Source organism: Brevundimonas sp. UBA2503, assembly GCF_002341485.1.
Lineage (GTDB): Bacteria > Pseudomonadota > Alphaproteobacteria > Caulobacterales > Caulobacteraceae > Brevundimonas > Brevundimonas halotolerans.
Window position 1 is genome coordinate 1 of record NZ_DDOD01000015.1, and the last position, 25,389, is coordinate 25,389.

Below are 25,389 nucleotides of genomic sequence, written 5' to 3' on the forward strand. Positions count from 1 at the left end.
TGGTGTCGTTTCGGGGGGGAGAAGGGGGCTATGCCTCGGGCTGGACCTCGAACACCCGCACGCCTCGGTCCGCCAGGGTGACCTCGACGGCCTCCTTCAGGGCTTCGACCGCAGCTGACAGGGTCGCGGCATCGCGGCCCCGCACCACCAGCTGGGTGCCATATTCGCCCACGGTGCCGTGTCCGAAGGGATAGCTGCCAAAGCTCAGCGTCCGGTTGGCGTCGGCCGCAGCCGTCAGCAACTCTGCGACATCGCCCTCGCCGACGCCCTCGACCTTCAGCGTCCGGGCGTGGGTGATCGCGCCGACCCGCAGGCGGGGCGCGACGTCGTCCAGCATGGCGGTCATGATCTTCGGCACGCCGGCCATGACGAAGACATTGCCGATCTGGAAGCCCGGCGCATCGGTCACAGGATTGGCGATCAGCGAGCCACCCTCGGGGATACGCGCCATCCGCCGCCGGGCATCGTTCAGCTCATCGCCATAGCGCTGCTCCAGGATCGCCAACGCCTCGTCATTTTCGGGCAGGCCGACCCCCATGGCCTCGGCCACGCAGTCGGCGGTGATATCATCATGGGTCGGCCCGATGCCGCCCGTGGTGAACAGATAGTCGTGGTTCGCCGACAGGGTCCGCACGGCGTCGATGATCTGATCGGGCGTGTCGCCGACCGTGCGCGCCTCCTTCAGGTCGATGCCCAGCGCGGTCAGAAACCGGGCCAGGGTGTTCAGATTGGTGTCCTTCGTCCGGCCCGAGAGGATCTCATCCCCGATGATCAGGACGGCGGCCGTGGGAGAGATCACCGCGCTCATCGAAGGCCCCCTGGCTTGCGCACGGGGGCTGAAGGGCCGATATGGCCCCGCATCGGTCGCGGCATGGCGGGCATGTGTGCTATCTTCATGGTGACCTTTACTCCTTACGACGCGGTTCCTGCCGGACTATCGCGTCGAAACTGACTTACCGGGACGCCCCGCATGTATGAAGCCCAGGATATGGACGGCGACGTTTTCGTCCGCACCAACGAGATACGCCTTCACGACGAAGAGGGCTTCGAGGGCATGCGCGCCGCCGGCCGTCTGGTCGCCGAAGCGCTCGACATGATCGGCGAATACGTCAAGCCCGGCGTGACCACGGGCGAGCTGGACGACCGCATCCGCGAGTTCACCCTCGACCACGGCGCCGTCCCGGCCTGCCTGGGCTACAAGGGCTATGAGAAGACCATCTGCACCTCGATCAACCATGTCGTCTGCCACGGCATTCCGGGCGACAAGGTTCTGAAGGACGGCGACATCGTCAACATCGACCACACCGTCATCGTCGACGGCTGGCATGGCGACTCCAGCCGCATGTATGCGGTCGGCGAGATCAACACCCGCGCCCGCCGCCTGATCGAGGTCACCTATGACTCGCTCGAGGTCGGCCTTGCCCAGATCAAGCCGGGCAATACCTTTGGCGACATCGGCTATGCCATCCAGCGTCTGGTCGAGGAGCAGCGCATGAGCGTGGTGCGCGACTTCTGCGGCCATGGCATCGGCCGCCTGTTCCACGACAGCCCCAATGTCCTGCACTATGGCCGCCGGGGCGAGGGCGCAGTGCTCAAGCCCGGCATGTTCTTCACCGTCGAGCCCATGGTCAATCTGGGCAAGCCCCAGGTGAAGGTGCTGTCCGACGGCTGGACGGCCGTCACCCGCGACAAGTCGCTGTCGGCCCAGTGCGAGCACAGCGTGGGCGTCACCGAGACCGGCGTTGAAATCTTCACCGCCAGCCCCGCAGGCCTGTTCCGCCCGACATTCTGAGGCTAGCCTTTACCCGCAGTCGGGGAAGGCCATGTTGGAACAGCCACCGGAAAAACCCAAAGCCCCTCACCACGCCGGTCATCGCGAGCGGCTGAGGGAGCGGGCGCGCGGGGCCGGCATCCACCATCTGCCCGACTATGAGCTGCTGGAGCTGTTCCTGTTTCGCAGCCAGCCCCAGGGCGACGTTAAGCCGATCGCCAAGGCTCTTCTGGCCCGCTTTGGCTCGCTGGCCGCCGTGCTGGCCGCTTCGGTCGAGGACCTGATGACGGTCAAGGCCGAGGACACCAAGGGGCGTACCAAGGGCATCGGCGCCGAGACCGCGCTCGACATCGCCGCCCTGCACGAGGTCGCCCGCCGCGTCGCGCGCGAGGAGGCCGTCAACCGGCCGGTCATCTCATCGTGGACCTCGCTGCTGTCCTATGTCCGGCTCAGCCTGCAACATGAACCGCGCGAGCAGTTCCGGGTTCTGTATCTCGACAACCGCAACCAGCTGATCCTCGACGAGATCCAGAACCGGGGCACGGTCGACCACGCCCCCGTCTATCCACGCGAGGTCGTCCGCCGCGCGCTCGAACTGTCGGCCAAGGCCATGATCATCGTCCACAACCACCCGTCCGGAGACCCCACGCCCAGCCGCGCCGATATCGACATGACCCGTCAGGTGGTCGAGGCCGCCCGCGCTCTCGGAGTCGATGTGCACGACCATCTGATCGTTGGCCGCAAGGGTGTGGCCAGCTTCAAACAACTGGGGCTGATGTGAGCGGCCCGTCGCGCCGGGCTGTGCTGGCCGGGGCTGCCACGGCGGCGGCGGCCACCGGGATCGCCCATGCGGACGCGCCCCCCGCCGTGCTGGTCTCCACTTGGGACTTCGGCGTTCCGGCCAATGCCGCCGCCCATGCGGTGCGGGAGGCGAGCGGCTCGGCCCTCGACATGGTCGAGGCGGGCGCTCGGGTGGCCGAGGCCGATGTGACCAATGCCTCGGTCGGCATCGGTGGTTTTCCGGACCGCGAGGGTCACGTCACGCTGGATGCCGTCATCATGAACGGGCGTGGCGACATGGGCTCGGTCTGTGCGCTCGAGGATATCGTCCACGCCGTCTCGGTCGCCCGCCGGGTGATGGAGGCCACGCCCCATGTCATTCTGGTGGGCGAGGGGGCCCGCGCCTTTGCGCTGGATCAGGGGTTCGAGACCACCCGCCTTCTGACGCCAGAGGCCGAGGCCGCGTGGAAGCGCTGGCTGGAAACCTCGGACTATGCACCCCGCGCCAACAGCGAGAACACCGACTGGCCGGGCGGGGCCTCGGATCACGACACCATCGGCATTCTGGGCATCGATCTCACAGGAGCCATGGCCGGGGCCTGCACCACCTCGGGCATGGCCTTCAAGATGCGCGGCCGGGTCGGCGACAGCCCCATCCCCGGCGCCGGCCTGTCGGTCGATGACGAGGTGGGCGCCGCCACCGGCACGGGCGTGGGCGAAGACATCCTGCGCGTTTCGGGCGCCCATGCCGTGGTCGAGGCCATGCGCGCCGGTCTGGATCCCGATGCCGCCTGCAAACGGGTGATCGAACGCCTCGCCCGGCTGCGTGGCGACCGTATCGCCGACCATCAGGTCGCCCTGCTGGCGCTGGACAAACAGGGCCGCGCCGGAGCGTGGGCCCTGCGCCCCGGCTTTACCTATGCGGTCACGGATGCAGCGGGTGAAACCCGGCTGGTCCGGGCCGAAAGCCTGTTTTCATGAGCCCGGTGATCGAAACCGACCGCCTGATCCTGAGCCCGGTGGCAGAGGGAGACTATGCCGACCTGTGCGCCCTGCTGGCCGACCCGGGCTTCTTCCGTCACATCTTCCCCCAGGCGCTCAATGCCGAGGAGGCCTGGTTCCGCCTGCTGCGCGATGTCGGCCACTGGCAGGTCATGGGCTATGGCAATTGGGCGATCCGCACCCAGGGCGACGGCCGCTATATTGGCAGCGTCGGCCTGTTGAGCTATCGCCGCATCGTCGACCCCGCCTTTGACGCGCCCGAAATCGGCTGGGGCCTGTCGCCGGCCTTTCAGGGCAAGGGCATGGCGTTCGAAGCCGCCGCCGCCGCCATCGCCTGGGCAGAACAGCACCTCAAGGCGGATCGTCTGGTCTGTATGATCAGCCCCGATAATACCCCGTCGCTGGCGCTGGCCGGTCGGCTGGGGTTCAAGCCCTATGCCGAGACCACCTACAAGGGCGATGCAGTGATCCTGCTGGAACGTGCCGGAACGTAGCCGGACATTAAGGTTTATGAGGCATGAGGGGAGGCGAATAATCAGGTTTCACCCATGCCCATGTCCGCCGACAGTCTGAGATCGCACCTTCTGGAAGCCTTTCCGGATGCCGAGATCGACATTGTCGATCTGGCCGGGGACGGCGATCACTATCGCGCGCGCGTCGTGTCCGGGGCCTTCGCGGGCTTGGGCCGGGTGAAACAGCATCAGATGGTCTATGCCGCGCTCAAGGGCCGGATGGGCGGCGAACTGCACGCCCTGGCGCTCGAGACCGCCGCTCCCGAAGGAAAGGGCTGAGCCATGCGTTATCGTCCCTTTGGCTATGCGGGCACCGCCGTATCCTCCCTGACCCTCAGCCTCGGCCATGCGGCGCTGGCGCGCGGATTCGAAGCCGCCCAGTCGCTGATCTATGCGGGGCTTGAGGCCGGCATCAACAGCTTCCGCCTCGAGACCGCCGACCCGGTGCTGGCCGATGTGGTGGGTCAGGCGCTCAGCCATGTCGACCGCAAGCTGGTCTCGGTCACCCTGATGCTGGGCACGGGCGACGGAAGGCGGGGCTCGCAACGCGACTTTTCGGCCGAGGGCATGACCCACGCGATGGACCGGGTGCTCCATGTCTCGGGTCTGGGCCATATCGACGTCGCCTTGCTGGATGAGCCCGAGGAACAGGAATTGGCCCAGTCCACCCTGCAGGCGCTCAAGGCACTCCGCGCCTCCGAGCGCGTCCGCCTGCTGGGGGTGTCGGGCGAGGGCGAGGTCATGGACACCTATGTCTCGACCGGTGCCTTCGATGTGCTGGCGACGCCGTTCCACGTCAATTCCGACTGGCGTATCCTGTCGCGGGTCCGCCATGCGCGCGAGCGTGACATGGCCATCCTCGGCTATGGCTATTTCCCCGACAGTCTCGACACGCCGAAAAAGGCCGAGACGGTGCATGCGCCCAAACGCGGCCTGTTTGGCCTCGGCCGGTCGCGCACGCCTGATACGCCGCTGAAGGGCATGGGCACCTTTGCCTTCCTGCATCGCACCCACGGCTGGACGGCCGAGCAGATCTGCCTCGGCTATGCCCTGGTCGATCCGTCGATCTCCAGCGTCATGATCAGCGCCACGACCGACGACCGCGTCAATGACCTGGCCCAGGTGCCCGAGCGCGACCTTCCGCCCGGTCTGCCCGCCCAGATCGAAATGGCCCGGGTCGGCACGGCCGCCGCCTGATCCTGCCCTTGACCGCGCCTGCCCTTGACCCGGCCTTCGGGGCCTCCTAGCTCACAGGCCTGCTGAAGAGGTATCTCCCGTGACCGACACCGCTGCCGACCCCGTGCGCGATTTCATCGCCCAGACCATCGCCGATCACCCCGTGGTGCTGTTCATGAAGGGCACGCCGGATGCGCCGCGCTGTGGCTTCTCGGCCCAGGCGGTGCAGATCCTAGACCACCTCAGCGCACCCTTCGTTGGCGTCGATGTGCTGCAGGACGACGGCTTGCGCGAGGGCATCAAGGCCTTCACCGACTGGCCGACCATTCCCCAGCTGTATGTGAAGGGCGAGTTCGTCGGCGGATCGGATATCGTGCGCGAGATGTTCCAGGCCGGCGAGCTCGGCACCCTGATGGCCGACAAGGGCGTGCCGCTCGGCGACGCAGACGCCTGATGGCCCGGGCGCCGCTGGTCCCGCGCGAGGACCGCGAGGTCTTCGTCGTCCCGCTGGAGGTGCGTCCCGAACACATCGACGCCAATGGCCACGTCAACAATGTGGTCTATGTCGGCTGGCTGCAGGACGCCGGCACCGCCCACTGGAATGCGCGCTTTGATGACGCCACGCGCGCCCGCTGGTCGTGGGTCGCGCTCCGGCATGAGGTCGACTATCTGCGCGGGATCGAGCCCGGCGCCACGGGCGTCGTCGCCCGCACCTGGGTCGGCGATCCCCAGGGGCCCCGCTTCAACCGTTATGTCCGCATCGAGGACGGTCAGGGCCGTCTGTGCGCCCAGGGCGTGTCCGAATGGTGCCTGGTCGACGCCCGCACCCTGCGCCCGCACCGGATCGCAGGCGAAATGATCGCCCCCTTCCTGGCCACGGTCTGACCTTTTGCTCGGCACTGAGGGCGGAAAAGGCTTGAACCGACCGGCCTTTGCGTGAACGATTGCCGGCTTGGGGTGGCTATGATGAGGTACCGGATGCGACGGATCGTGCCGACGCTGACGATCGGATTTGTGATGCTGGGCGGGCTCGCGGCCTGCGGCGGCGCAAACACAGAAGAGCTTCAGCGGGAGGCGGTCGGCTGTTCGACCTATTTCACCGTGCTGAACGACCAGATCCTGAGTGGTGATCCGGCCTTTGCCGACCGCATCATGGCCGCACTCGTCGACCCGGCCGCGGTGGATGCCGATGAGCAGCATGAAACCATCAACCGCACCCTGGTGGATATGGCCGGCGGCACCGACGCCTGGCGCGCCGAAATGGAACCGGCCGACGTCACCGCCCTCGAAAGCGAACAGTCGGCTCTCGCCCGCCGCCATGTCGCCGAAGACCGCTCGACCGGGGCGGCCGAGCGGATTTCCACCTGCGTCGAAACCTGGGAACGCCTGAACCGCTAGGGTGCGCCCTCAGTCTTCCTGAGCGGGCGCCTGGATGACCTGGGTCTCGGGCTTGTCGGTGGTGACGATGATGCAGCCGGCCAGCAGCGGGGTGCTGAGGGCGGCGATGGCGGCCATAAGGGTCAGACGGCGAAGCATGGTGATATCCCCCGAAGGATGTGAGTGAGCGAAACGCCACCTGTTTTCGCCCCCTCCGCGCACGGATGCACGTGAATAATCCTCAATGCGCAAGGCCCGGAAAGCCTCGACGTCAGCCCTGGGCGGGGCGATAGGGATTGGCGACCTGCAGCCGGGTGCCGGGCGCCAGCCCCATTTCCTCAAAGCTCCAGCGCAGTTCGACGCCGTTCTTCTCCGGATTGGTGCAGCGGTCGTCCCGCACCCGGCGAAGGGTCACGCGCGCGCCGTCATAGGTCTCGCGCACCACGGGCACCAGATCGCTCTTTTCGGTGCAGCCATTGCTGCTGATCCAGAACAGGACCGTGTCCTGACCGACGGCCGCGGCACGGATCGGCTCGACCACGCCGGGGCCATCCTCGACCGGCGGGCGCCCACTCAGCCAGTCTGGCAGGCTTGCGCAACCCGACACCGTCAGCGCGCCCAGAGCCACCGCCCCGATCAGACCAATAGATGTGCGATGTGGTGACATGGCCTGTCCCCGCGCCTTTCCCAAGCGTCAAGACTGCCTCAATTCGGATCGTTTGGCATCCCCGAACCGGCTTTCGTCCACGAAAAAGGGCCCCGGATCGCTCCGGAGCCCCTGTTTCTTGCGCTAACGCTCGGTTCGCGGAACCTCGCTGCTTGAGCGCATCTTCTGGCCCTATGCTCGTGACGCGGTCACTCGCGACTTGAGGGCAAGACCGGCAAACGCGCTCAAGAAGCGAGCCGCCGCGCGGCGAGCGTTAGCGCCCTAACTTACGAAGAGTAGTATTCGACGACCAGGTTGGGTTCCATCTTCACCGGGAACGGCACGTCGGCCAGTTCCGGCACGCGCACCCAGCGGACCGAGAAGCCGCGATCGCCGACTTCCAGATAATCCGGAATGTCCCGCTCGCCCGACTGCATGGCCTCAAGGACCAGCGCCATGCTGCGCGACTTTTCCTTGATCTCGACCACATCGCCGACCTTGACGCGGTACGAGCCGATGTCGACCTTCTTGCCGTTGACGGTCACGTGGCCGTGGCTGACGAACTGACGGGCAGCCCAGACGGTCGGAACGAATTTGGCGCGGTAGACGACGGCGTCCAGACGCGATTCCAGCAGGCCGATCAGCAGCTCCGAGGTGTTGCCCTTGCGGCGGGCGGCTTCCTCATAGGTCTTGGCGAACTGCTTTTCGGTGATGTTGCCGTAATAGCCCTTCAGCTTCTGCTTGGCCTTCAGCTGCAGACCAAAGTCAGAGACCTTGGACTTGCGGCGCTGGCCGTGCTGGCCGGGGCCGTAGGAACGCTTGTTGACCGGAGACTTGGACCGGCCCCACAGGTTCTCACCCATGGCCCGATCGATCTTGTATTTGGCGCTGTGGCGCTTGGACATATGTTGCTCTCTATCGCGATGCGGCCCGGCATCCCCGATATTGGGAATGCGATCTCAACGGCGGTCCACGCATCATCCGTCATCAATCCCGCCCCAGTCTTGCGACGGGACGTGGAGGCGGGGCTTATGGCGGTCCCGCCCTCCGGAGTCAACAATCAGCCCCTAGGAAACGGCCTTGGCATAGAGGTCATTGACCTCGTTCCAGTTCACCACGGACCAGAAGGCTTTCAGATAGTCGGCCCGGCGGTTCTGGTACTTCAGATAATAGGCATGTTCCCAGACGTCGGCGCCAAGGATCACAGTGCCCTGCTCGTCAGCTACATCCATCAGCGGATTGTCTTGGTTGGGGGTCGAGGTGACCTTCAGCTTGCCGTCCTGAACGATCAACCAGGCCCAGCCCGAGCCGAACTGGCCGGCGCCGGCGGCGTTGAAGGCCTCCTTGAATTTGTCCATCCCGCCCAGATCCTTGTCGATCGCCTTTTTCAGTGCGCCCGAGGGCTCACCCGTCTGGCCTTCGGGGGCCAGCAGCTTCCAGAACAGGGCGTGATTCCAGTGGCCGCCGCCGTTGTTGCGCACGGCCTTGGGCAGTTTCGACATGGTCCTGAACATGTCCTCCAGCGATTTGCCCTTCAGGCTGTCGTCGCCGTCCACGGCGTCGTTCAGCTTGTCGACATAGGCCTGGTGGTGCTTGTCGTGGTGGAAGGTCATCGTTTCCTTGTCGATGGCCGGTTCCAGCGCGTCATAGGCATAGGGGAGGGGGGGCAGGGTAAAGGCCATGTCGGGCTCCTGGGTCTGGGGTAATCTTGGCCGTACACATAGGTGCGGCGCCTCAAGACCCAAGGGACGGAGGGCGAATTCGTTCCGATTTCGTCGGGATCAGCCCGCGGTGGCGTGGGCCTTCAGACAGTCGCGCACCGCCCGCTTCAGGTCGCCGGGGATCGAGCCCGGATCGGTGCCCTCGGCGACAAACACCGCCCGCATGGCGGCGTCATAGCCGTTGGGCAGGGCCGCGATCACCCGCGCCTGTCCCTTGGGATGCAGGCAAAAGCCCAGCTTGACGCACAGCTCGGCGAACATGGCGTCATAATCGGGGTCTGCCATGGTCAGGCCTTCAGCCGCTTTGCGTGAAAGGCCAGATGATCCGCGATGAAACTGGCCATGAAGAAATAGGAATGGTCATAGCCGGGCTGCATGCGCAAGGTCAGGCGCTGGCCCGCCGCCTCGGCCGCCGCCGTCAGCAGATCGGGCTTCAGCTGCTCGACCAGAAAGCCGTCGGCGTCGCCCTGATCGATCAGGATGTCGTCGAACTGGCCATTGGCCACGCCCGCCTCGATCAGCAGGGCCGTATCGTGCCGGGCCCAGCGCTCGCGATCCGGACCCAGATAGGCGTTCAGGGCTTTCTCGCCCCACGGGCAGCGGGTCGGTGAGGCGATCGGCGCAAAGGCTGAGACCGAGGCGAACAGATGCGGATGGTTCAGCGCCAGCGTCAGCGCCCCGTGCCCGCCCATCGAATGGCCCAGGATGGCCCGCCGGCCATTGGTCGGGAACTCAGCATCGATCAGCTCGACCAGATCGCGGGTGACATAGGTCTCCATGCAGAAATGCGGGGCCCACGGCGCCTCGGTCGCATCGACATAGAAGCCGGCGCCCTGGCCGAGGTCATAGGCCTCGTCGTCCGCCACGCCCTCGCCACGGGGGCTGGTGTCGGGCGCCACCACGATCAGGCCCAGCCGCGCCGCCGCCTCATAGGCCCCGGCCTTGGTGGTGAAATTGTCTTCGGTACAGGTCAGGCCCGACAGCCAGATGACGACCGGAAAGGGGGCCTCACCCGGCGGCACGAACACCGACAGCTTCATCGCTGTGCCGGTGGCCGCGCTGTCGTGGCTCAGATAGCGAAGCGTCCCGCCGTGGACGACATGGGTCTTCAGGACGTCCACGGCGGGAGGTCTCCTTTAGTCGTGCGTCTTGCCGGCAGTCTTGTCACCGCGGGCCAGGGCGAACACCACGCTCGACAGGGCCGCCAGGGCGATCAGGTTCGGCAGGGCCATGGCGGCATTGGAAATGTCCCCCATGCGCCAGACGAACTCGATGTGCTGGAACGACCCGACAAAGATCATCACCACCCACAGCAGGCGCCACGGAATGGCGACGCCCTGTCCGAACAGATGGGTGGCCGCCCGCTCCCCGTAATAGCTCCAGGTCAGCAGGGTGGTGAACACGAACAGGATCAGCGCCAGCGACACGACAAAGCCGCCGATCGACGTCGTTCCGAACAGGATCTGCGGGAACACGGCGGAAAACGCCGCCAGCGTCATCTCAAAGCCGCGCAGGTCCGAGTTCCAGACATGCTCGACCGTGCCGTCACCGGCGGGGAAGGACCCCTGCACCGTCAGCATCACCAGACCGGTCATGGTGCAAATCACCATGGTGTCGATAAAGGTGCCCATCATGGCGAACCGGCCCTGACGTGCCGGATCGTCGGTCTTGGCCACGGCGTGCGCCATGGGGGTCGAGCCCTGACCGGCCTCGTTCGAGAACAGGCCGCGCGCCACACCGGCCCGGATGGCCATCATCACACCCGCGCCGACAAAGCCGCCGGTCGCCGCCATGCCGGTAAAGGCACTGTCAAAGATCATGACAAAGGTCGCCGGCAGATCCTCGATGTTCAGGATCAGCGCCAGCAGGGCCAGCAGCAGATAGGAGACGGCCATGACCGGCACGACCTTTTCCGCCACGCTGCCGATCGACTTGATGCCGCCGATGATGACCACGAACACGGCCGCGGCCACGATCAGGCCCGCGCCCCATTCGGTCACGGGGACCAGATTGGTGATCGAGTCGGCGATCGAATTGGCCTGGATCATATTGCCGGTGGCCACCGCCGAGAACAGCGTGCCGAGGCAGAACAGGATAGCCAGCCAGCTCCATTTCTTGCCCAGACCCTTGCGGATATAGCTCATCGGTCCGCCGCGATAGGCGCCGTCCGGGCCGACATCGCGGAAGCGGATGGCCAGCGAGCCTTCAGCAAAGGCCAGCGCCATGCCGAACAGAGCCGTCACCCACATCCAGAACAGGGCGCCAGGTCCGCCCAGGGTGATGGCGGTCGCAACGCCCGCAAGGTTGCCCGTGCCGACCTGTCCCGACAGGGCAGTCGACAGGGCCGCGAACGGCGAAATCTCGCCCTTGCCCGAGGGATCCTTCTTGAACAGACCGGCAAAGGCCTCGCCCAGTTTCAGCAGCGGATAGAAGCGCAGGCCGATCATGATCCAGGCGCCGACGCCCAGCAGCACGATCACCATGGGCGGGAAGGGGATTACGGCCTCCCCGTTCCAGGTCCCGCCCCAGATGAAGTCACTGACGTTGGTGACCTGGTCGTAAAAGGCCTGCACGCCTGCGGGCGTTGCTGCGTCGCTCATTCCCCATTCCCCCGGGATGCCGATGAAAGCGGGCACCATAACCGGCTGTCCCGGAATGGGAACGACTTTTTGACCGCGCGTCGTTACCGCAGAGGTCTCAGGTCCAGTCCGGGCAGGTCGGAAAACTTGTTGGTCAGTCTGGAGTCGGCCGTGATCAGGGGTAGGGCAAGGCTGACGGCCATCGCGACATAGACGCAGTCATAGACGGCATGGTCGCGCTCCAGCCCCAACTTCAGCGCCAGCGGCCAGTGCTCCCGCTCGTCCCGCAAATCGATCAGCTTGGTCAGGCGGGTTATCTGCGCCAGGCACCAGTCCGCTTCATATCGACCCGCCTTGGCCTGGCTCCGCAGGGCATTGGCAAATTCGCTGCCCAGCAGGGTTGGCGCGACGGGAGCCCACGTTTCGCTGGCTTCAATGGCAGCGGGCGTCAGCGGATCATCAACGACCCAGCGGACGACGACGCTGGCGTCAAAGATCGCCGATGATGGCACGGTCCCGTTCCTCCCGGCCCTCGCGAATGGTGGCATCGACGTCGATGCCTGCGCCCCGCGTGGCTTCCCGCATCCGGGCGGCCAGTTCCCAGAATGCGTCCTGCTCCTTGCGAGCAGCCTCGGCCACCAGATTGCGCAGCCGCTGCTCCAGCGAGATGCGTTCGCGCTCCGCCTGGGCCTTCAGCTCGGCGATCTCATGGTCGGGAACATTGCGGATAAGAAGCTGGCCCATAGGGCTATGATAGCGCCTTGCTATCATCGGGGCAATATTTCTTACCCGGGGCGGTGCAGCGCACAGACCTTGTTCCCCGACGGGTCACGCAGATAGGCCAGGATCAGCGCGCCGAACGGGCCGTTGCGCTCGCCGGGCGGGTCCTCGATGGCGGTGCCGCCCGCCGCCACCCCGGCATCATAAAAGGCCTGAACCATGTCGGCCGTCTCGGCGGCAAAGCCGATGGTGCCGCCGTTGGCGTGGCAGGCGGGCTCGCCGTCGATCGGCTTGCCGACCGCAAAGGCCCCCATCCGCGTCCGCCACCAATAGCGCCCCTTGGGGTCCGGCCCCTGCGCCGGCTCATGCCCCAGCGCGCCGAGCACAGCATCATAGAAGCGGCGCGACGCCTCGACGTCATTGGCGCCAACGGTGATGTGGGTGAACATGGCTTCCCTCCCCGGAGTGTTCGTTTCTTTTGTAGACTAACTACACTTTTGTCACCTTGTCATTCCGGAATTCGCGCCGAATATCCGGGACGGTGCCTCAACGATAAAGCCCAGCCCGGAAGCGTTTGCGCTATCCCGGCAACATCCAGACTTCGTTGAAGAAGGCGTCGTCCATCAGCCTGCCCTCTGGGCCAGAAAGGACGTCCCAGTTCTCGGGAATCGGCATGGGCATGCCGGGGGGAGGTTCACCGCCGCCCCAGGCCGAGAAGACCAGACCAAACACGACGGGCCCGCCGGAGACATCCGGCGGCACGACGGCCTCAAGGCCCTCTTCAATCGGCGCCAGAACTTCCGCCTGGATCGGCGTCCCTGTGACAATCCAGCTTCGTGCGCCCTGCCCCGGCTTGATCATAACGATGATCACGCCGGATACCCCCGCGTGTGATTGAGCCGAGAATTCGGTCGAGGCGCTCTCTTTCAAGGCCTCGACGTAGGTAGCCAAAATCCCAGCCGGAACTCTTGGTTCGATGACCTCGCCCGGCAGGTAGAGTGTGACACTGTGCATGGTCCACGCTGGGCCGGGGACTCGGCTTTTCCGGAAATCATCTCCTCGCGGTTCCCGGTCCGGCGTGGCGTCGCAGCCACCCATCAGCAGCAGGCTGAGCAGGATAGGGGCTGCTCTCAAAACACCACCACGCTGCGGATGCTCTTGCCCTCGTGCATCAGGTCGAAGGCCTTGTTGATGTCTTCCAGCGGCATCGTATGCGTGATCATCGGGTCGATCTCGATCTTGCCGTCCATGTACCAGTCGACGATGCGCGGCGTGTCGGTGCGGCCGCGCGCCCCGCCAAAGGCGCTGCCGCGCCAGACCCGTCCTGTGACCAGCTGGAACGGGCGGGTGGCGATCTCCTTGCCCGCCTCGGCCACGCCGATGACGATGCTCTCGCCCCAGCCGCGGTGGCAGGCCTCCAGCGCCTGACGCATGACGGTGGTGTTGCCGGTGCAGTCAAAGGTGTAGTCCGCCCCGCCGCCGGTCAACTCGACCAGATGGGCGACCACATCCGACACGTTCTTCGGATTGACGAAATGGGTCATGCCGAATTTGCGGCCCCACTCTTCCTTGTCATTGTTGATGTCCACGCCGACGATCATGTCGGCCCCGACCATCTTCAGCCCCTGGATGACGTTCAGCCCGATGCCGCCCAGGCCGAAGACCACGGCGTTGGCGCCCGGCTCGACCTTGGCCGTATTGACCACCGCCCCCACGCCCGTGGTCACGCCACAACCGACGTAGCAGGCCTTGTCGAACGGGGCGTCCTTGCGGATCTTCGCCAGGGCGATCTCGGGCAGGACGGTGTAGTTCGAGAACGTCGAACAGCCCATATAGTGGGCGATCGCCTGCCCCTTGTAGCTGAAGCGCGAGGTGCCGTCGGGCATCAGCCCCTTGCCCTGCGTGCCCCGGATGGCGGTGCACAGATTGGTCTTGCGGCTCAGGCAGCTTTTGCACTGGCGACATTCCGGCGTGTAGAGCGGGATCACATGGTCGCCGACCTCGACCGAGGTCACGCCCGGCCCCACCTCGACCACCACGCCGGCGCCCTCATGGCCCAGAATGCTGGGGAAGATGCCCTCGGAGTCCAGACCGTCCAGCGTATAGGCGTCGGTGTGGCAGATGCCCGTCGCCTTGATCTCGACCAGCACCTCGAACGCCTTCGGCCCCTCCAGATCGACCTCGACGATCTCAAGCGGCTTTTTCGCTTCAAAGGCTACGGCGGCACGGGTCTTCATGGGGGAGGGCTCCTGATCTGATCCCGAGGCGTTGCACCCCTTGCCCCCGCTTTCAACCCAAAACACAGTCGGGTCCCTTCTCCCCTTGTGGGAGAAGGTGCCCCCTGAGAAGGGGGCGGATGAGGGGTCTCTCCACGCTTGGCCGGTGTCGGCCTCTTTTCCCTGACCTGTGCCACCCCTCATCCGTCAGGCTTCCCCTGCCACCTTCTCCCGCAAGGGGAGAAGGGACCAATGCCAACCGATGACACTTCATTTCAGTCGATTCAGACTATTCAGACCCTGTTTTCCAAAGGCACCGTCCAGACCATGCAGCACAGAAATATCGTCATCCTGACCGGCGCGGGTATCTCGGCGGAATCGGGCGTGCCGACCTTTCGCGCGTCGGACGGTTTGTGGATGGGCCACCGGATCGAGGATGTGGCGACGCCCGAGGCCTTTCACCGCGACCCGGCGACGGTCCACGAATTCTATAACGCCCGCCGGCGCCAGCTGGCCGAGGTGCAGCCCAATGCCGCGCATCGGGCGCTGGCCGACCTGGCCGTGCGCTGGCCGGGAGCGCTGACGTTGGTGACCCAGAATGTCGATGACCTGCACGCCCGCGCCCATGCCGAGGTGGCGTCCGCCCCGGGCTTTCGCCTGATCCCCATGCATGGCGAACTGCTGAAGGCCGCCTGCACGCGGACGGGGCGCATCTGCGAGTGCCCCGGCGCCCTGACCACCGACAGCGCCTCGCCCCACCACCCCGAGGGCCGCCTGCGTCCGCACATCGTCTGGTTCGGAGAGATGCCGCTCGAGATGGAGGTCATCCACGACGCGCTTCAGGCCTGCGACCTGTTCCTCGCTATCGGCACCTCGGGCGCCGTCTATCCGGCCGCCGGATTCGTCGAGATCGCCCGCCACGCGGGGGCGCGGACCGTCGAACTGAACCTCGAACCCTCGCTGATCTCGGACCTGTTCGACGAGACGCACCACGGCCCCGCGACCGAAGTCGTCCCGGCCTTCGTCGCCACCCTTCAGGCAAGAGGCTAGGTCTCGCCCGCCTCGCGCCGGGCCGCCATCCGGGCCAGCAGGCGCCCGCGTCCCTTGGCCAGCGCGTGGATCACCCCGCGAAAGGTCGCCACCTCCTGCGCGCTGAATCCGGCCCGGCCCAGCATGACGCGCAGGTTCTGGCTCATCGACGGCTTCTTCTCCGGCGGATGAAAGAAGCCGCCCGCCTCCAGCTCGGTCTCCAGATGCTCATACATGCCGACCAGCAGGTCGTTGGACGCCGGCGGGTCGCCCTCGCGAAAGCGCGGCGGCGGGGCATCGAGGATCAGCGTCCGCCACTCATAGGCATTGATCGCCACCGCCTGCGCCAGGTTCAGCGAATGGTGCCGGGGGTCGATGGGGATGGTGGTGATCCCTTGGCTCAGGGCGATGTCGGTGGTCTCCAGCCCCGCCCGCTCACCGCCGAACAACAGGCCGACGCTCAGCCCCGAGGCCCGGTCGTCATACAGCAGGCGCGCCGACTCGCGCGGCGTCCGCACGGGCATCCGCGTCTCGCGCGGGCGGGCTGTGGTCGAAAAGACGGTGTTCAGGTCGGCGATCGCCTCGGCCACGCTGTCGAAGACCCGGACGCCGTCCAGCACCCAGTCGGCGCCCGAGGCCGTGGCCCAGGCCCGGTCCTGCGGCCAGCCGTCGCGCGGGGCCACCAGTCGCAGCTCGGACAGGCCGAAATTGGCCATCACCCGCGCTACCGCCCCGATGTTGTCGGCCAGCTGCGGCTTGTCGAGGATGATGACGGGTGGCGTCGGCGCGGCGGTCTCGCTCACCCGTCAGTCCTGACCGATCATCGACAGCCAGGGGTCGGCGGTGCCGGCTTCAACCTCGGCCACCTTGACCGCGGGCCAGCCGATCGAGCGGGTGCCCGACTCGCGCCAGGCCAGTACGATCAGGTCGCGCAGCTCGCTGGCGCCCGCCGCCAGCCTTTGGGTGGCAAAGTCCACCCCGCGCGGATCGGCCTCGACGAAGCCCCCGGCCTTCTCCAGCCGGTAGAAGGGCACCACCTGGTCCAGCGCGACCAGCAGATAGTCGGCGGTGCGGGCGCGCAGGTCGAACCCGTCCAGACGCGGCGCCGTCATCGCCGCCTCGATGCCCTGCAGATTCACGCGGTCGCGGACAAAGTCGCCCTCGAACAGGCCGTGCGTCTGGCGCGATCGGGTGAAGCCCTCGGGATTGTCCGTATCCCGGTCCCAGCCATTGTAGTGGATCGTCGTGTGCAGCGGCTGCGAACCGTCCGAGATATAGTGCGACAGCATGCCGATATCGCGCAGCAGCAGGGCCTCGCGCCGCAGCCGGTCCTCGCGGTACCAGGCCTGACGCGCCAGGTCGGTCTCGCGCGCCTCGGCGGCCGTCAGCACCCGCCAATAGGCAAAGTCCTGCACCACCTGCAGCCAGGCATCCATGATCGCATAGGGCAGATAGCCCGCGTCATTGACCTTGATCCCGGCCTCCAGCAGCAGGGCGTCATATTCGGACTTGAGCGTCGGCAGGTCGCGGATGTGCGGCCCGGCCTCGGTCATGATGCGGCCGTCCTCGATCATGTCGACGAAATGGGCGGTGTCGCGCTCGCGGCCGTGCGGCTGGCCGGCGCCCTTCCAGCGGTCGGGCTCGCGCGACAGTTCGCCGACCTGGGCGGCGGCCTCGGCCGTCCTCAGAAAGGCGGGCAGTTCCTCGGGCAGGGCCCGCATGGCGGCCTGGCCGACCATCCGGTGACCACTGGCCCCCCAGGCCGCGACCTCGGCGGCGGGCAGAACGATCAGCGTCAGGGCGAGGGCGGTGGCGATCAGGCGTTTCATCAGGGGCGCTCCAGGGACTGGGGGCGGGTTAAATCCATGCGGCGATGGCGTCCAGCGGCTTCTTGTCCAGCGCTGCCAGCGGCACCGTCGCGTCCGCCGCCGGATGGCCAGCCACCAGTAACAGGAACGGCTTTTCCTCGGCGGGTCGTCCGCAGATCTCGCTCAGGAAGCTCATCGGCGCGGGCGTGTGGGTCAGGGTCGCAAGGCCGGCCTTGTGCAGGGCCGCGATCAGCAGGCCCGTGGCGATGCCGACGCTCTCGGTGACATAATAGTTCTTCTTCGCATCGCCCGGCCGGGGCCCGCCGCGCTTCTGGGAAAAGATGGCGATCAGCACCGGTGCGACCTCCAGAAACCCCTTGTCCGGATCGGTGCCCAGCGGCGCCAGCGCCTGCAGCCATTCCTGCGGCGCCTTGGTCTCGTAAAAGGCCTTCTCCTCCGCCTCGGCCGCTTCGCGAATGCGGGTCCGGGCGTCGGCGCTTTCGATCACGGAAAAGAACCAGGGCTGGTGATTGGCGCCCGACGGCGCTGATCCGGCGGTCAGCAGCGCCTGCTCGACCACCGAACGCGGCACCGGTCGGTCCGAGAACTCCCGCACCGTTCGCCGTCGGGCCATCTCCTCGCGAAAGCCTGTGGCGCGAGCGGTGGCCTCATCGTCCGTCAGCGGTGCATAGCCGACCAGCGGGGTGGCGGGGTGGTCTTTCATCGGGCAGGCTCCGTCGCGATCAGCGCCCCTTGATAGACCCGTCCGGCCTCAGGGTTCTACCTGCACCGGAATGACGACCGTCTGCATCTGGCGTTCCGGCTCCCACCCCGGGGCCTCGACCAGCACCAGATCTCCCTCGCCGGGCGCCCCGGCCTTCAGGTGAAAGACGAACCAACTGGCCCCGCCGGTGGCGCCGCCGTCCCGCTGGGCCGTGTCTGTGGGGCCTGTCTCCGTTCCCAGCAGCTCCAGATTGTCCGGCAGAGTGGTGATCTGCCAGTCGAAATTCGAGCTCAACGTCACTGCCATCGTCTGGCCGACGCGAATGTTGGCCGGACCGTCCCACTCGTCGATGACGACCGTCACGGCTTCGGGGATTGGCGGGGGCAGGGACGTGTCCCGGCTGTCCGGCGTCACCCTGTCGCAGGCGGCGAGCGCCAGCACCGCGACGGCGATCCCGGCCAGCATCAGAAGCCTCAGAACACGCATGACTCTTCTCCTCCTGCCGACATCCTGACCCGAGCTGGTCCACAGGCCAACCCACAGGACCTGACCAAGTCCTGCTATCCCTGCCGTCTTCTTGTCCCATTCGGCGAGCAAACACCCGGCGCCGGTCGGTTCGAGGATCGGCGATATGGCGATTCCTCCATGTTCAAGACCCTCGCTCTGGTGCTGGCCCTGGTGACCCCTGCGGTCGCCTCATCCATCGACCCCGTGCCCTATGAAGCGCTGGTCTCGGCCGAAGCCGAGGCCGCCGAACATGGGTTCGCCCCCGATGTCTGGCTGTCCCTGAACGAGGATCAAAAGGCCCTGGCCGTGCGCCCGGCCGACTGGATGCTGTCGGCGCGCATGTATCATGCGGGTGGCGGCGGAGCGACCGGCAACGATTCGCTGGGCTGCCGTCCGATCGCAATGCGCACCGTGGCCACCGACCCGCGCGTTGTGCCCCGCCGCACGCGTCTGTTCATCAAGGAAACGGTCGGCCTGCGCCTCGCTGACGGCACCATCCACGACGGCTACTGGTATGCCTCCGACACCGGCGGCGCCATCAAGGGCAACAAGATCGACCTGTATACCGGTCACGGGCGCGGCTCGATGGCCCCGGTCATGCCGCTGAACATGCGCAGCCTCACGGTCGTCCGCGCCGGCACCTTCGACGGCTGCCCGCCCGCCTGGGACTAAAAGCGGCGCTTGCCCGTCACGGTCTCGAAGAACATCCGCCAGTCGCCCATCAGGCTCCACAGCGGGTATTTGAAGGTCGCGGGCCGGTTCTTCTCGAAGAAGAAATGCCCGACCCAGGCAAAGCCATAGCCGATCACCGGCATGGCCAGCAGCCACCAGGCGTTCCGCGTCACGATCGCCGTCACCAGCACGACCAGCACCAGCGCGGACCCCACCACATGGATCCGCCGGCACGTCCGGTTCGAGTGCTCGTGGATGTAGTACGGATAGAAGGCCTCGAACGAGGCGAACCGTTCCTCAGGGGCGTGCGTGCTCATGGGCAAAGAGTGCGTTGCCTTTTCCGACAGGGCAAGTCCCTGATCCTCCCCCGCCTGCGGGGGAGGGGGACCGCGCAGCGGTGGAGGGGGCGGCTCTAGCCTGCGCGCTTGTGCGGCTTGCCGGTCTTCTTGAACGGCGGCTTGGCGCGGGCCACAGGGGCAGCACCCTCGACCCGGGGCTTGGGCGCGCCGCCCTTGAACGGCGCATTGCCGCGCAGCTTGCCATTGGCCTTGGGATCGCCCTTGGCCTTCCACGGCTTGCGGTCCTCGGCGGGGGCCGCGTCGGTGTTGGGCTGGAAAGGCGGCTTCTTCGCTTTCCATGCCGGACGCGGACGCTCGCCGCCTTCGGCCTCACCCTCGGCGCGGGGCGCATAGGGCTTCTTGACGAAGGGGCGCTTGGGCCGCGCCTCATAGGCATTGTCGGGGGCCGACGACGGGGTGATGGCCACCTCGGGGTTCCTGGCCGCGGCCAGCGCCGACCGGAAGCCTTCGACGGCGGCCCGCGCGATCTCGAACCGGGTCTCGTGCGACAGGATGCGGATCGAGCCGATCTCGCGCTTGGTGATCCCGCCAAGCCGGCAGATCACCGGGATCAGCCACTTGGGATCGGCCTGCTTGCCCTCGCTGTGGCGGCCCACATCGACGCGGAACCAGCTGACCTCATGCGGTTGCAGCCGCTCGGTCGGCCAGGCCGTGGCCGCATCGCCGCGTTCCTTGCGCTCGGGCCGCTCGCCCGGATCGGTCAGGTCCTCGGGCGCCGGCATCTTGGCCCGTTGCAGGCTGATGAAGGCACAGGCGATCTCTTCCGGCGTGCGCTCGGCCATCAGCTTCTTCGCGAGCGCAAAGTCCTCGTCCGCCACCGGCTGGTCAAAGATGGGACCGGAGACCAAGCGAGCTTCGTCCTGGGCGCGGATGGCATCGGCCCCGGGGGCCACGTCCCAGCTGGCGGTGACGCCTGCCGACGACAGCAGCATCTCGGCGCGACGACGTTTCGGATTGGGCACCAGCAGGACGGATACGCCCTTCTTGCCCGCGCGGCCCGTCCGGCCCGATCGGTGCAGCAGGGTCGCCCGGTTGACCGGCAGCTCCGCATGAATGACCAGCCCCAGGTCCGGCAGGTCCAGCCCGCGCGCCGCCACGTCGGTCGCCACACAGACCCGCGCCTGACCGTCGCGCAGCGCCTGCAGGGCGTCGGTGCGCTCGCGCTGGCTCAGCTCGCCCGACAGGCCGACCGAGGCAAAGCCCCGCTCGCGCAGGGCGGCCTGCAGATGCTTGACCGACTCGCGCGTCGAGCAGAACACCAGCGCTCCGGGTGCCTCGAAGAAGCGCAGCACATTGACGACCGCGTGTTCGATCTGGTTCGGCGCGATCCGCATGGCGCGGTATTCGATGTCGCCGTGCGGCTGGCTCTTGTTGGTGGTGTCGATCCGCACCGCATCGCGCTGATAGCGTTTGGCCAGCACGGCGATCTCGCGCGCGATGGTGGCCGAGAACAGCAGCGTCCGGCGCTCGGCCGGCGACTGGTCGAGGATGAACTCGAGGTCCTCGCGAAAGCCCATGTCGAGCATCTCGTCGGCCTCATCCAGCACCGCCAGCTTCAGCTCCGACAGGTCCAGATTGCCGCGGTCGATATGGTCCTTCAGCCGCCCGGGCGTGCCGATGACGATGTGGGTGCCCCAGCCCAGGGCGCGGGCCTCCTTGCGGGCATCCATGCCGCCGACACAGGTGCCGATCTTCGCGTCGGTCCCGGCGTAGAGCCAGGTCAGTTCGGCCGCGACCTGCAGGGCCAGTTCGCGCGTCGGCGCGATCACCAGCGCCAGCGGCTTGCCCGCCTTGCCGAACCGTTCGGCCTCGCCCAGCAGGGTCGGCGCGGCCGCCAGACCAAAGGCGACCGTCTTGCCGGAACCGGTCTGGGCCGAGACCAGCAGGTCCGAGCCTGAATGGTCGCCCTCCAGCACGGCGTCCTGAACCGGTGTCGGCTCGGCATAGCCACGGTCGGCCAGGGCGCGATCAAGCGCGGGATGGGTAGCGGGAAACGGCATCGAAGGTCCTGAACAGCAAGAAGGGTCGCCGAAACGACCGCGCCCGGCCAAGGCGTAAACCTCGGGCCGGGCGGTAAGGGAGGCTGCCTCTATACACGGATAAAGGCCATGGTGGGGCGGTTTTGCGCGAGGCCCTTCCCCGGGGCTCCATTCCGGTGTCAGGTGGGCGCAGACACCGTCCCTTCAGGATCCCCCCCCATGGCCTTTCTCGACATCACCGTCATCCCCGTGCCGACCGCCAACAAGGCCGCCTACCTCCAGCATTCGCGGGACACCACGGTCCATTTCAAACAGGCCGGCGCGCTCAAGGTCACCGAGTGCTGGGGCGAGGACATCCCCGACGGCAAGGTCACCGACTTCAAAAGGGCCGTTCAGCTCAAGACCGACGAGACGGTCGCCGTCGGCTGGATCACCTGGCCCGACCGCGCCACCCGCGACAAGGCCTGGGACGCCCTCATGCAGAACGAAGCCATGATGAAAATGGACATGCCGTTCGACGGCAAGCGCATGATCTTCGCCGGCTTCGACGTCCTGATCGACGGCTAGGCCGCGCCGCCGACACCCCCGCTTGCCACCGCCGCGCGAACCGGGCGACAAGGGCGGGGGGGACGTATGAGCCAACTGCTGATCAATGAATATCTGAACGACCTCGCCACGCTGAAACGCGTGTCGGGCGCGCAGCGCGAGTCTGTCATCCGCGAAGCGTTCAAGGATCTGCTGAAAAAGTGGGGCAAGTCCCAGAACCTCGTCTTCATCCCCGAGCACGAGTTCATCACCACGGCCAAGGTGCGTAACTACGTCGACGGCGCCCTCATGCACGACCTGCGCGTGCCGTTCGGCTATTGGGAGGCCAAGGACGACAAGGACGATCTGGACGCCGAGATCGAAAAGAAATTCCGGCGCGGCTATCCCGACACCAACATCATCTTCGAGGACTCCACCCAGGCCGTCCTGATCCAGAACGGCGTCGAGGTCATCCGCTGCAAGACCGACGACGGCCCCGCGCTCCAGAACCTGCTGGAGCTGTTCTTTGGGTGGCAGCGGCCCGAGATCGCCGAGTTCCGCAAGGCCATTGTCCAGTTCAAGGCTGACCTGCCCGCCGTGTTGGTGGCCCTGCGCCAGCGCATCGACGACGCCTACGCCTCCAACGACACCTTCAAGGCGGCGGCGGCCGCCTTTCTCAAACAGGCCAGAACCGCCATCAACCCGTCGGTCACCATCGACGACGTACGCGAAATGCTGATCCAGCACATCCTGACCGAAGACATCTTCGGCCGCGTGTTCGGCAACGACGACTTCCACCGCGAGAACAACGTCGCCAAGGCCCTGCACACGCTGGACTCCAGCTTCTGGCGCGGCGACGTCAAGCGCCAGACCCTGGCGGCGCTTGAACCCTACTATGCCGCCATCCGCGCCACCGCCGCCCGCATCAGCTCGCACTCTGAAAAGCAGGGCTTCCTGAAGTCGATCTACGAGAATTTCTACAAGGTCTATAACCCCAAGGCCGCCGACAAGCTGGGCGTGGTCTACACCCCCAACGAGATCGTGCGCTTCATGATCGAGAGCACCGACTGGCTCTGCGAGAAGCACTTCAAGAAGTCGCTCATCGACCGGGATGTGAACATCCTCGACCCGGCCACGGGCACCGGCACCTTCATCGTCGAACTGATGGAGCATTTCCGGGGCCGGCCGGAAAAACTGGCCTGGAAATATCTGACCGAGCTCTACGCCAACGAAGTGGCGATCCTGCCCTACTATGTGGCCAATCTGAACATCGAGGCCACCTATGCCGCCATCGTCGGCAAGTATGAGGAATTCCCCGGCCTCTGCTTCGTCGACACCCTCGACAACGTCGCCGCGCTGGGCGTCTATTCCGGCCACCAGCACGACCTGTTCGCCACCATTTCGGACGAGAACTCCGAGCGGGTGAAGCGCCAGAACAGCCGCCGGATCAGCGTCGTCATAGGCAACCCCCCCCTACAACGCCTGGCAGGAAAACTACAATCAGAACAACGCCAACCGGCCCTACGCCCGGGTCGATCAGCGGATCGCCACCACCTACATCAAGGAAGGCACGGCCCAGAACAAGAACAGCGTCTATGACATGTACACCCGCTTCGTCCGCTGGGCGTCGGACCGGGTGAAGGACGAAGGCGTCATCGCCTTCATCATCGGGCGAAAGCCGTTCTCCAAGGCCGCCTATGACGGCTTCCGCAAGGTGATCGCGCGCGAGTTCGCGGAAATCTGGGTCTTCGACCTGGGCGGCGACGTCCGCGACAATCCGAAGCTCTCGGGCACCAAGCACAACGTCTTCGGCATTCAGACCGGGGTGGCGATGGTCTTTCTGGTCAAGAAGAAGGGCCACAAGGGCGGGGCCGTGATCCGTTACGCGCGTCGGCCGGAAATGGAGACAGCGGAGGACAAGCTCTCGGCGATCTCGTCGATCGGCGGCATCAGCAAGCTGGAGGTTCAGACCATCCAGCCTGACAAACAGCACCATTGGCTGGATCAGACCGAGAACGACTGGGAGTCCCTTTTGCCGCTCACTGGCGGGCCGCGCGGCGGCCTCTTTGAAGTCGTGTCCAACGGCATTGAAACGAAAAAAGACGAATGGGTTTACAGCGCGTCGAAGGATGCCCTCAAAGCCAAGGCGCGCAGGCTCGTTGAGGCATACGAAGCTCGGCGAGCGGGAGGTGCGCTGGATACCTCGGTGAAATGGGATCGTGAGTCGGAGCGCCACATCCGCCAAGGGGATAAGGTCACGTATTCGGACGACGCGATTGTTCAAGTGAACTATCGCCCGTTCGCGAAGCGGCATCTGTATTTCGACCGCTGCCTCAATGCCTATCAGTTCCGTGCAGAGGACTTTTTCCCGAAGGGGCGAGCAAACGTCGCGATAGCTTTCAGCGATCCGGGCTTCCGTTCCGGATATTGCTCTCTCGCTTCCACTCTGCCGATTGACCGGCATTTTGGCGCTGCAGTCGATGGCTACCGCTACACGGGCCGTTATCGGTACGTCGGGAAAGATCAAATCGACAACATCACCGACTGGGCGCTGAAACAGTTCACCGACCGCTACGGCAAGGCCGCCGCGATCTCCAAGGACGACATCTTCGCCTACGTCTATGCCGTGCTGCACGACCCGGTGTACCGCGAAACCTATGCCTTGAACCTGAAGCGCGAGTTCCCGCGCATTCCGCTGTACCCCGACTTCAAGCGCTGGCGCGACTGGGGTCAGGCGCTGCTGGACCTGCACATCGGCTATGAGACGGCCAAACCTTTCGCCCTGACCCGCACCGACGCCCCCGATCCGAAGCGTGCCGAAGGCACCACCCCGGCGGTCAAGCTCAAGTCCGACCCCGACAAGGGCGTGGTCGTGCTGGACGCCGATACCCAGTTGTCGGGCATCCCGACCGAGGCCTGGCGCTATCGTCTCGGCAACCGCTCGGCCATCGACTGGGTGCTGGACCAGCACAAGGAAAAGACGCCGAAAGACCCCACCATCCGCGAGAAGTTCAACACCTACCGCTTCGCAGACTACAAGGAGACGGTGGTCGACCTGCTGGCCCGCGTCGTCACCGTCAGCGTCGAAACCGTCGCCATCACCGACGCCATGGCGGCCCTGCCGACGACGGCGCGAGAGCAGAAAACCTGATCCTCCCCCGCGAAGCGGGGGAGGGGGACCGCTTGCGGTGGAGGGGGCGGCCGCTCGCACGATCGCGTCCATCACGCCTTCGCGCTCAGACTACACAGGAAAATGCCGTACCCGCCCCCTCCACCCCTTCGGGGT

Annotated in this window: 33 protein-coding genes; 14 read left to right on the top strand and 19 right to left on the bottom strand. The window is 66.2% G+C overall.

Annotated features, from left to right (window positions below):
* Positions 1-28: 28 nt before the first annotated feature.
* Positions 29-808, bottom strand: coding sequence for a competence/damage-inducible protein A (locus B4K74_RS07125; protein WP_286692358.1), 780 nt, complete (start codon positions 806-808; stop codon positions 29-31).
* A gap of 162 nt (positions 809-970) precedes the next feature.
* On the opposite strand from B4K74_RS07125, the gene map reads away from it, so the two are divergent.
* The 9 genes from map to B4K74_RS07170 all read left to right on the top strand — a co-directional run bounded on the left by map (position 971) and on the right by B4K74_RS07170 (position 6,639).
* The gene (gene map / locus B4K74_RS07130) at positions 971-1,792 is read left to right on the top strand and encodes a type I methionyl aminopeptidase (RefSeq protein ID WP_286692359.1); all 822 of its coding nucleotides are present in this window, start codon (positions 971-973) and stop codon (positions 1,790-1,792) included.
* 31 nt (positions 1,793-1,823) lie between these two features.
* Positions 1,824-2,552 carry a RadC family protein gene (gene radC, locus B4K74_RS07135; protein WP_286692360.1) on the top strand — a complete coding sequence of 243 codons (729 nt, stop codon included), beginning with the start codon at positions 1,824-1,826 and terminating at the stop codon, positions 2,550-2,552.
* Positions 2,549-3,532 carry a N(4)-(beta-N-acetylglucosaminyl)-L-asparaginase gene (locus B4K74_RS07140; protein WP_286692361.1) on the top strand — a complete coding sequence of 328 codons (984 nt, stop codon included), beginning with the start codon at positions 2,549-2,551 and terminating at the stop codon, positions 3,530-3,532. Before radC ends, B4K74_RS07140 begins: the two co-directional genes overlap by 4 nt.
* The gene (locus B4K74_RS07145) at positions 3,529-4,047 is read left to right on the top strand and encodes a GNAT family N-acetyltransferase (RefSeq protein ID WP_123288324.1); all 519 of its coding nucleotides are present in this window, start codon (positions 3,529-3,531) and stop codon (positions 4,045-4,047) included. The genes B4K74_RS07140 and B4K74_RS07145 overlap by 4 nt, the downstream gene beginning before the upstream one ends.
* A 54-nt stretch (positions 4,048-4,101) precedes the next feature.
* On the top strand, positions 4,102-4,344 hold the full coding sequence (locus tag B4K74_RS07150) for a BolA family protein (RefSeq protein ID WP_123288323.1): 243 nt from the start codon (positions 4,102-4,104) through the stop codon (positions 4,342-4,344).
* A 3-nt stretch (positions 4,345-4,347) separates the two neighbouring features.
* A complete protein-coding gene (locus tag B4K74_RS07155) occupies positions 4,348-5,262 on the top strand; it encodes an aldo/keto reductase (protein ID WP_286692362.1) in 915 nt (304 codons plus the stop codon).
* 79 nt (positions 5,263-5,341) lie between these two features.
* Entirely contained in the window at positions 5,342-5,695 is a 354-nt protein-coding gene (gene grxD, locus B4K74_RS07160) for a Grx4 family monothiol glutaredoxin (protein WP_123288321.1), read from the top strand.
* Entirely contained in the window at positions 5,695-6,126 is a 432-nt protein-coding gene (locus B4K74_RS07165) for an acyl-CoA thioesterase (RefSeq protein ID WP_123288320.1), read from the top strand. The genes grxD and B4K74_RS07165 overlap by 1 nt, the downstream gene beginning before the upstream one ends.
* 93 nt (positions 6,127-6,219) lie before the next feature.
* Positions 6,220-6,639, top strand: coding sequence for a hypothetical protein (locus tag B4K74_RS07170; protein WP_286692363.1), 420 nt, complete (start codon positions 6,220-6,222; stop codon positions 6,637-6,639).
* Positions 6,640-6,648: 9 nt separating this feature from the next.
* On the opposite strand, the gene B4K74_RS07175 is transcribed toward B4K74_RS07170, so the two are convergent.
* The 12 genes from B4K74_RS07175 to B4K74_RS07230 all read right to left on the bottom strand — a co-directional run bounded on the left by B4K74_RS07175 (position 6,649) and on the right by B4K74_RS07230 (position 14,521).
* A complete protein-coding gene (locus B4K74_RS07175; RefSeq protein WP_260155362.1) occupies positions 6,649-6,777 on the bottom strand; it encodes a hypothetical protein in 129 nt (42 codons plus the stop codon).
* 112 nt (positions 6,778-6,889) lie between these two features.
* A complete protein-coding gene (locus tag B4K74_RS07180; RefSeq protein WP_286692364.1) occupies positions 6,890-7,285 on the bottom strand; it encodes a hypothetical protein in 396 nt (131 codons plus the stop codon).
* Between the two features lie 266 nt (positions 7,286-7,551).
* On the bottom strand, positions 7,552-8,169 hold the full coding sequence (gene rpsD, locus B4K74_RS07185; RefSeq protein ID WP_123288317.1) for a 30S ribosomal protein S4: 618 nt from the start codon (positions 8,167-8,169) through the stop codon (positions 7,552-7,554).
* A gap of 162 nt (positions 8,170-8,331) precedes the next feature.
* Entirely contained in the window at positions 8,332-8,946 is a 615-nt protein-coding gene (locus B4K74_RS07190; RefSeq protein WP_286692365.1) for a superoxide dismutase, read from the bottom strand.
* 99 nt (positions 8,947-9,045) lie between these two features.
* Positions 9,046-9,270, bottom strand: a complete 225-nt coding sequence (locus B4K74_RS07195; RefSeq protein ID WP_286692366.1) for a hypothetical protein — start codon at positions 9,268-9,270, stop codon at positions 9,046-9,048.
* Positions 9,271-9,272: 2 nt separating this feature from the next.
* On the bottom strand, positions 9,273-10,106 hold the full coding sequence (gene fghA, locus B4K74_RS07200; protein WP_286692367.1) for an S-formylglutathione hydrolase: 834 nt from the start codon (positions 10,104-10,106) through the stop codon (positions 9,273-9,275).
* Between the two features lie 15 nt (positions 10,107-10,121).
* The gene (locus tag B4K74_RS07205; protein ID WP_123288347.1) at positions 10,122-11,585 is read right to left on the bottom strand and encodes an alanine/glycine:cation symporter family protein; all 1,464 of its coding nucleotides are present in this window, start codon (positions 11,583-11,585) and stop codon (positions 10,122-10,124) included.
* 83 nt (positions 11,586-11,668) lie between these two features.
* Positions 11,669-12,076: a type II toxin-antitoxin system VapC family toxin gene (locus B4K74_RS07210; RefSeq protein ID WP_286692368.1), complete on the bottom strand. Its 408-nt coding sequence runs from the start codon at positions 12,074-12,076 to the stop codon at positions 11,669-11,671.
* The gene (locus B4K74_RS07215; RefSeq protein WP_286692369.1) at positions 12,054-12,308 is read right to left on the bottom strand and encodes a FitA-like ribbon-helix-helix domain-containing protein; all 255 of its coding nucleotides are present in this window, start codon (positions 12,306-12,308) and stop codon (positions 12,054-12,056) included. Before B4K74_RS07215 ends, B4K74_RS07210 begins: the two co-directional genes overlap by 23 nt.
* Before the next feature lie 41 nt (positions 12,309-12,349).
* Positions 12,350-12,733: a VOC family protein gene (locus B4K74_RS07220; protein ID WP_286692370.1), complete on the bottom strand. Its 384-nt coding sequence runs from the start codon at positions 12,731-12,733 to the stop codon at positions 12,350-12,352.
* Positions 12,734-12,863: 130 nt separating this feature from the next.
* Positions 12,864-13,298 (bottom strand): hypothetical protein, encoded by a 435-nt coding sequence (locus tag B4K74_RS07225; protein WP_286692371.1) that lies wholly within the window; start codon positions 13,296-13,298, stop codon positions 12,864-12,866.
* Between the two features lie 116 nt (positions 13,299-13,414).
* A complete protein-coding gene (locus B4K74_RS07230) occupies positions 13,415-14,521 on the bottom strand; it encodes an S-(hydroxymethyl)glutathione dehydrogenase/class III alcohol dehydrogenase (RefSeq protein ID WP_286692372.1) in 1,107 nt (368 codons plus the stop codon).
* Between the two features lie 306 nt (positions 14,522-14,827).
* Here B4K74_RS07230 and B4K74_RS07235 point away from each other — a divergent pair, with 306 nt between their 5' ends.
* Entirely contained in the window at positions 14,828-15,550 is a 723-nt protein-coding gene (locus B4K74_RS07235; protein WP_286692373.1) for an NAD-dependent deacylase, read from the top strand.
* Here the strand turns inward: B4K74_RS07235 and B4K74_RS07240 are convergent.
* From B4K74_RS07240 to B4K74_RS07255, 4 genes are read right to left on the bottom strand one after another with little or no spacing between them, the layout of a single operon-like run.
* Positions 15,547-16,332, bottom strand: a complete 786-nt coding sequence (locus tag B4K74_RS07240; protein ID WP_286692374.1) for an RNA methyltransferase — start codon at positions 16,330-16,332, stop codon at positions 15,547-15,549. The genes B4K74_RS07235 and B4K74_RS07240 overlap by 4 nt on opposite strands.
* A 3-nt stretch (positions 16,333-16,335) precedes the next feature.
* A complete protein-coding gene (locus tag B4K74_RS07245; protein WP_286692375.1) occupies positions 16,336-17,358 on the bottom strand; it encodes a S1/P1 Nuclease in 1,023 nt (340 codons plus the stop codon).
* A 28-nt stretch (positions 17,359-17,386) separates the two neighbouring features.
* Entirely contained in the window at positions 17,387-18,061 is a 675-nt protein-coding gene (locus B4K74_RS07250; protein WP_123288306.1) for a nitroreductase family protein, read from the bottom strand.
* A 48-nt stretch (positions 18,062-18,109) separates the two neighbouring features.
* The gene (locus tag B4K74_RS07255; protein WP_286692376.1) at positions 18,110-18,547 is read right to left on the bottom strand and encodes a protease inhibitor I42 family protein; all 438 of its coding nucleotides are present in this window, start codon (positions 18,545-18,547) and stop codon (positions 18,110-18,112) included.
* Between the two features lie 159 nt (positions 18,548-18,706).
* On the opposite strand from B4K74_RS07255, the gene B4K74_RS07260 reads away from it, so the two are divergent.
* A complete protein-coding gene (locus B4K74_RS07260; RefSeq protein WP_286692377.1) occupies positions 18,707-19,240 on the top strand; it encodes a 3D domain-containing protein in 534 nt (177 codons plus the stop codon).
* Here the strand turns inward: B4K74_RS07260 and B4K74_RS07265 are convergent.
* Together B4K74_RS07265 and B4K74_RS07270 are read right to left on the bottom strand one after the other, a co-directional pair.
* Entirely contained in the window at positions 19,237-19,557 is a 321-nt protein-coding gene (locus tag B4K74_RS07265; RefSeq protein WP_123288303.1) for an Mpo1-like protein, read from the bottom strand. The genes B4K74_RS07260 and B4K74_RS07265 overlap by 4 nt on opposite strands.
* 95 nt (positions 19,558-19,652) lie before the next feature.
* Positions 19,653-21,599 (bottom strand): DEAD/DEAH box helicase, encoded by a 1,947-nt coding sequence (locus B4K74_RS07270; protein ID WP_286692378.1) that lies wholly within the window; start codon positions 21,597-21,599, stop codon positions 19,653-19,655.
* A gap of 198 nt (positions 21,600-21,797) precedes the next feature.
* Here B4K74_RS07270 and B4K74_RS07275 point away from each other — a divergent pair, with 198 nt between their 5' ends.
* The 3 genes from B4K74_RS07275 to B4K74_RS07285 all read left to right on the top strand — a co-directional run bounded on the left by B4K74_RS07275 (position 21,798) and on the right by B4K74_RS07285 (position 25,254).
* On the top strand, positions 21,798-22,145 hold the full coding sequence (locus tag B4K74_RS07275; protein WP_286692379.1) for a DUF1428 domain-containing protein: 348 nt from the start codon (positions 21,798-21,800) through the stop codon (positions 22,143-22,145).
* A 66-nt stretch (positions 22,146-22,211) separates the two neighbouring features.
* Positions 22,212-23,702, top strand: a complete 1,491-nt coding sequence (locus tag B4K74_RS07280; protein ID WP_286692380.1) for an N-6 DNA methylase — start codon at positions 22,212-22,214, stop codon at positions 23,700-23,702.
* A 37-nt stretch (positions 23,703-23,739) separates the two neighbouring features.
* Complete coding sequence (locus B4K74_RS07285) at positions 23,740-25,254, top strand: type ISP restriction/modification enzyme (protein WP_286692381.1); 1,515 nt, start codon at positions 23,740-23,742, stop codon at positions 25,252-25,254.
* Positions 25,255-25,389: the final 135 nt, after the last annotated feature.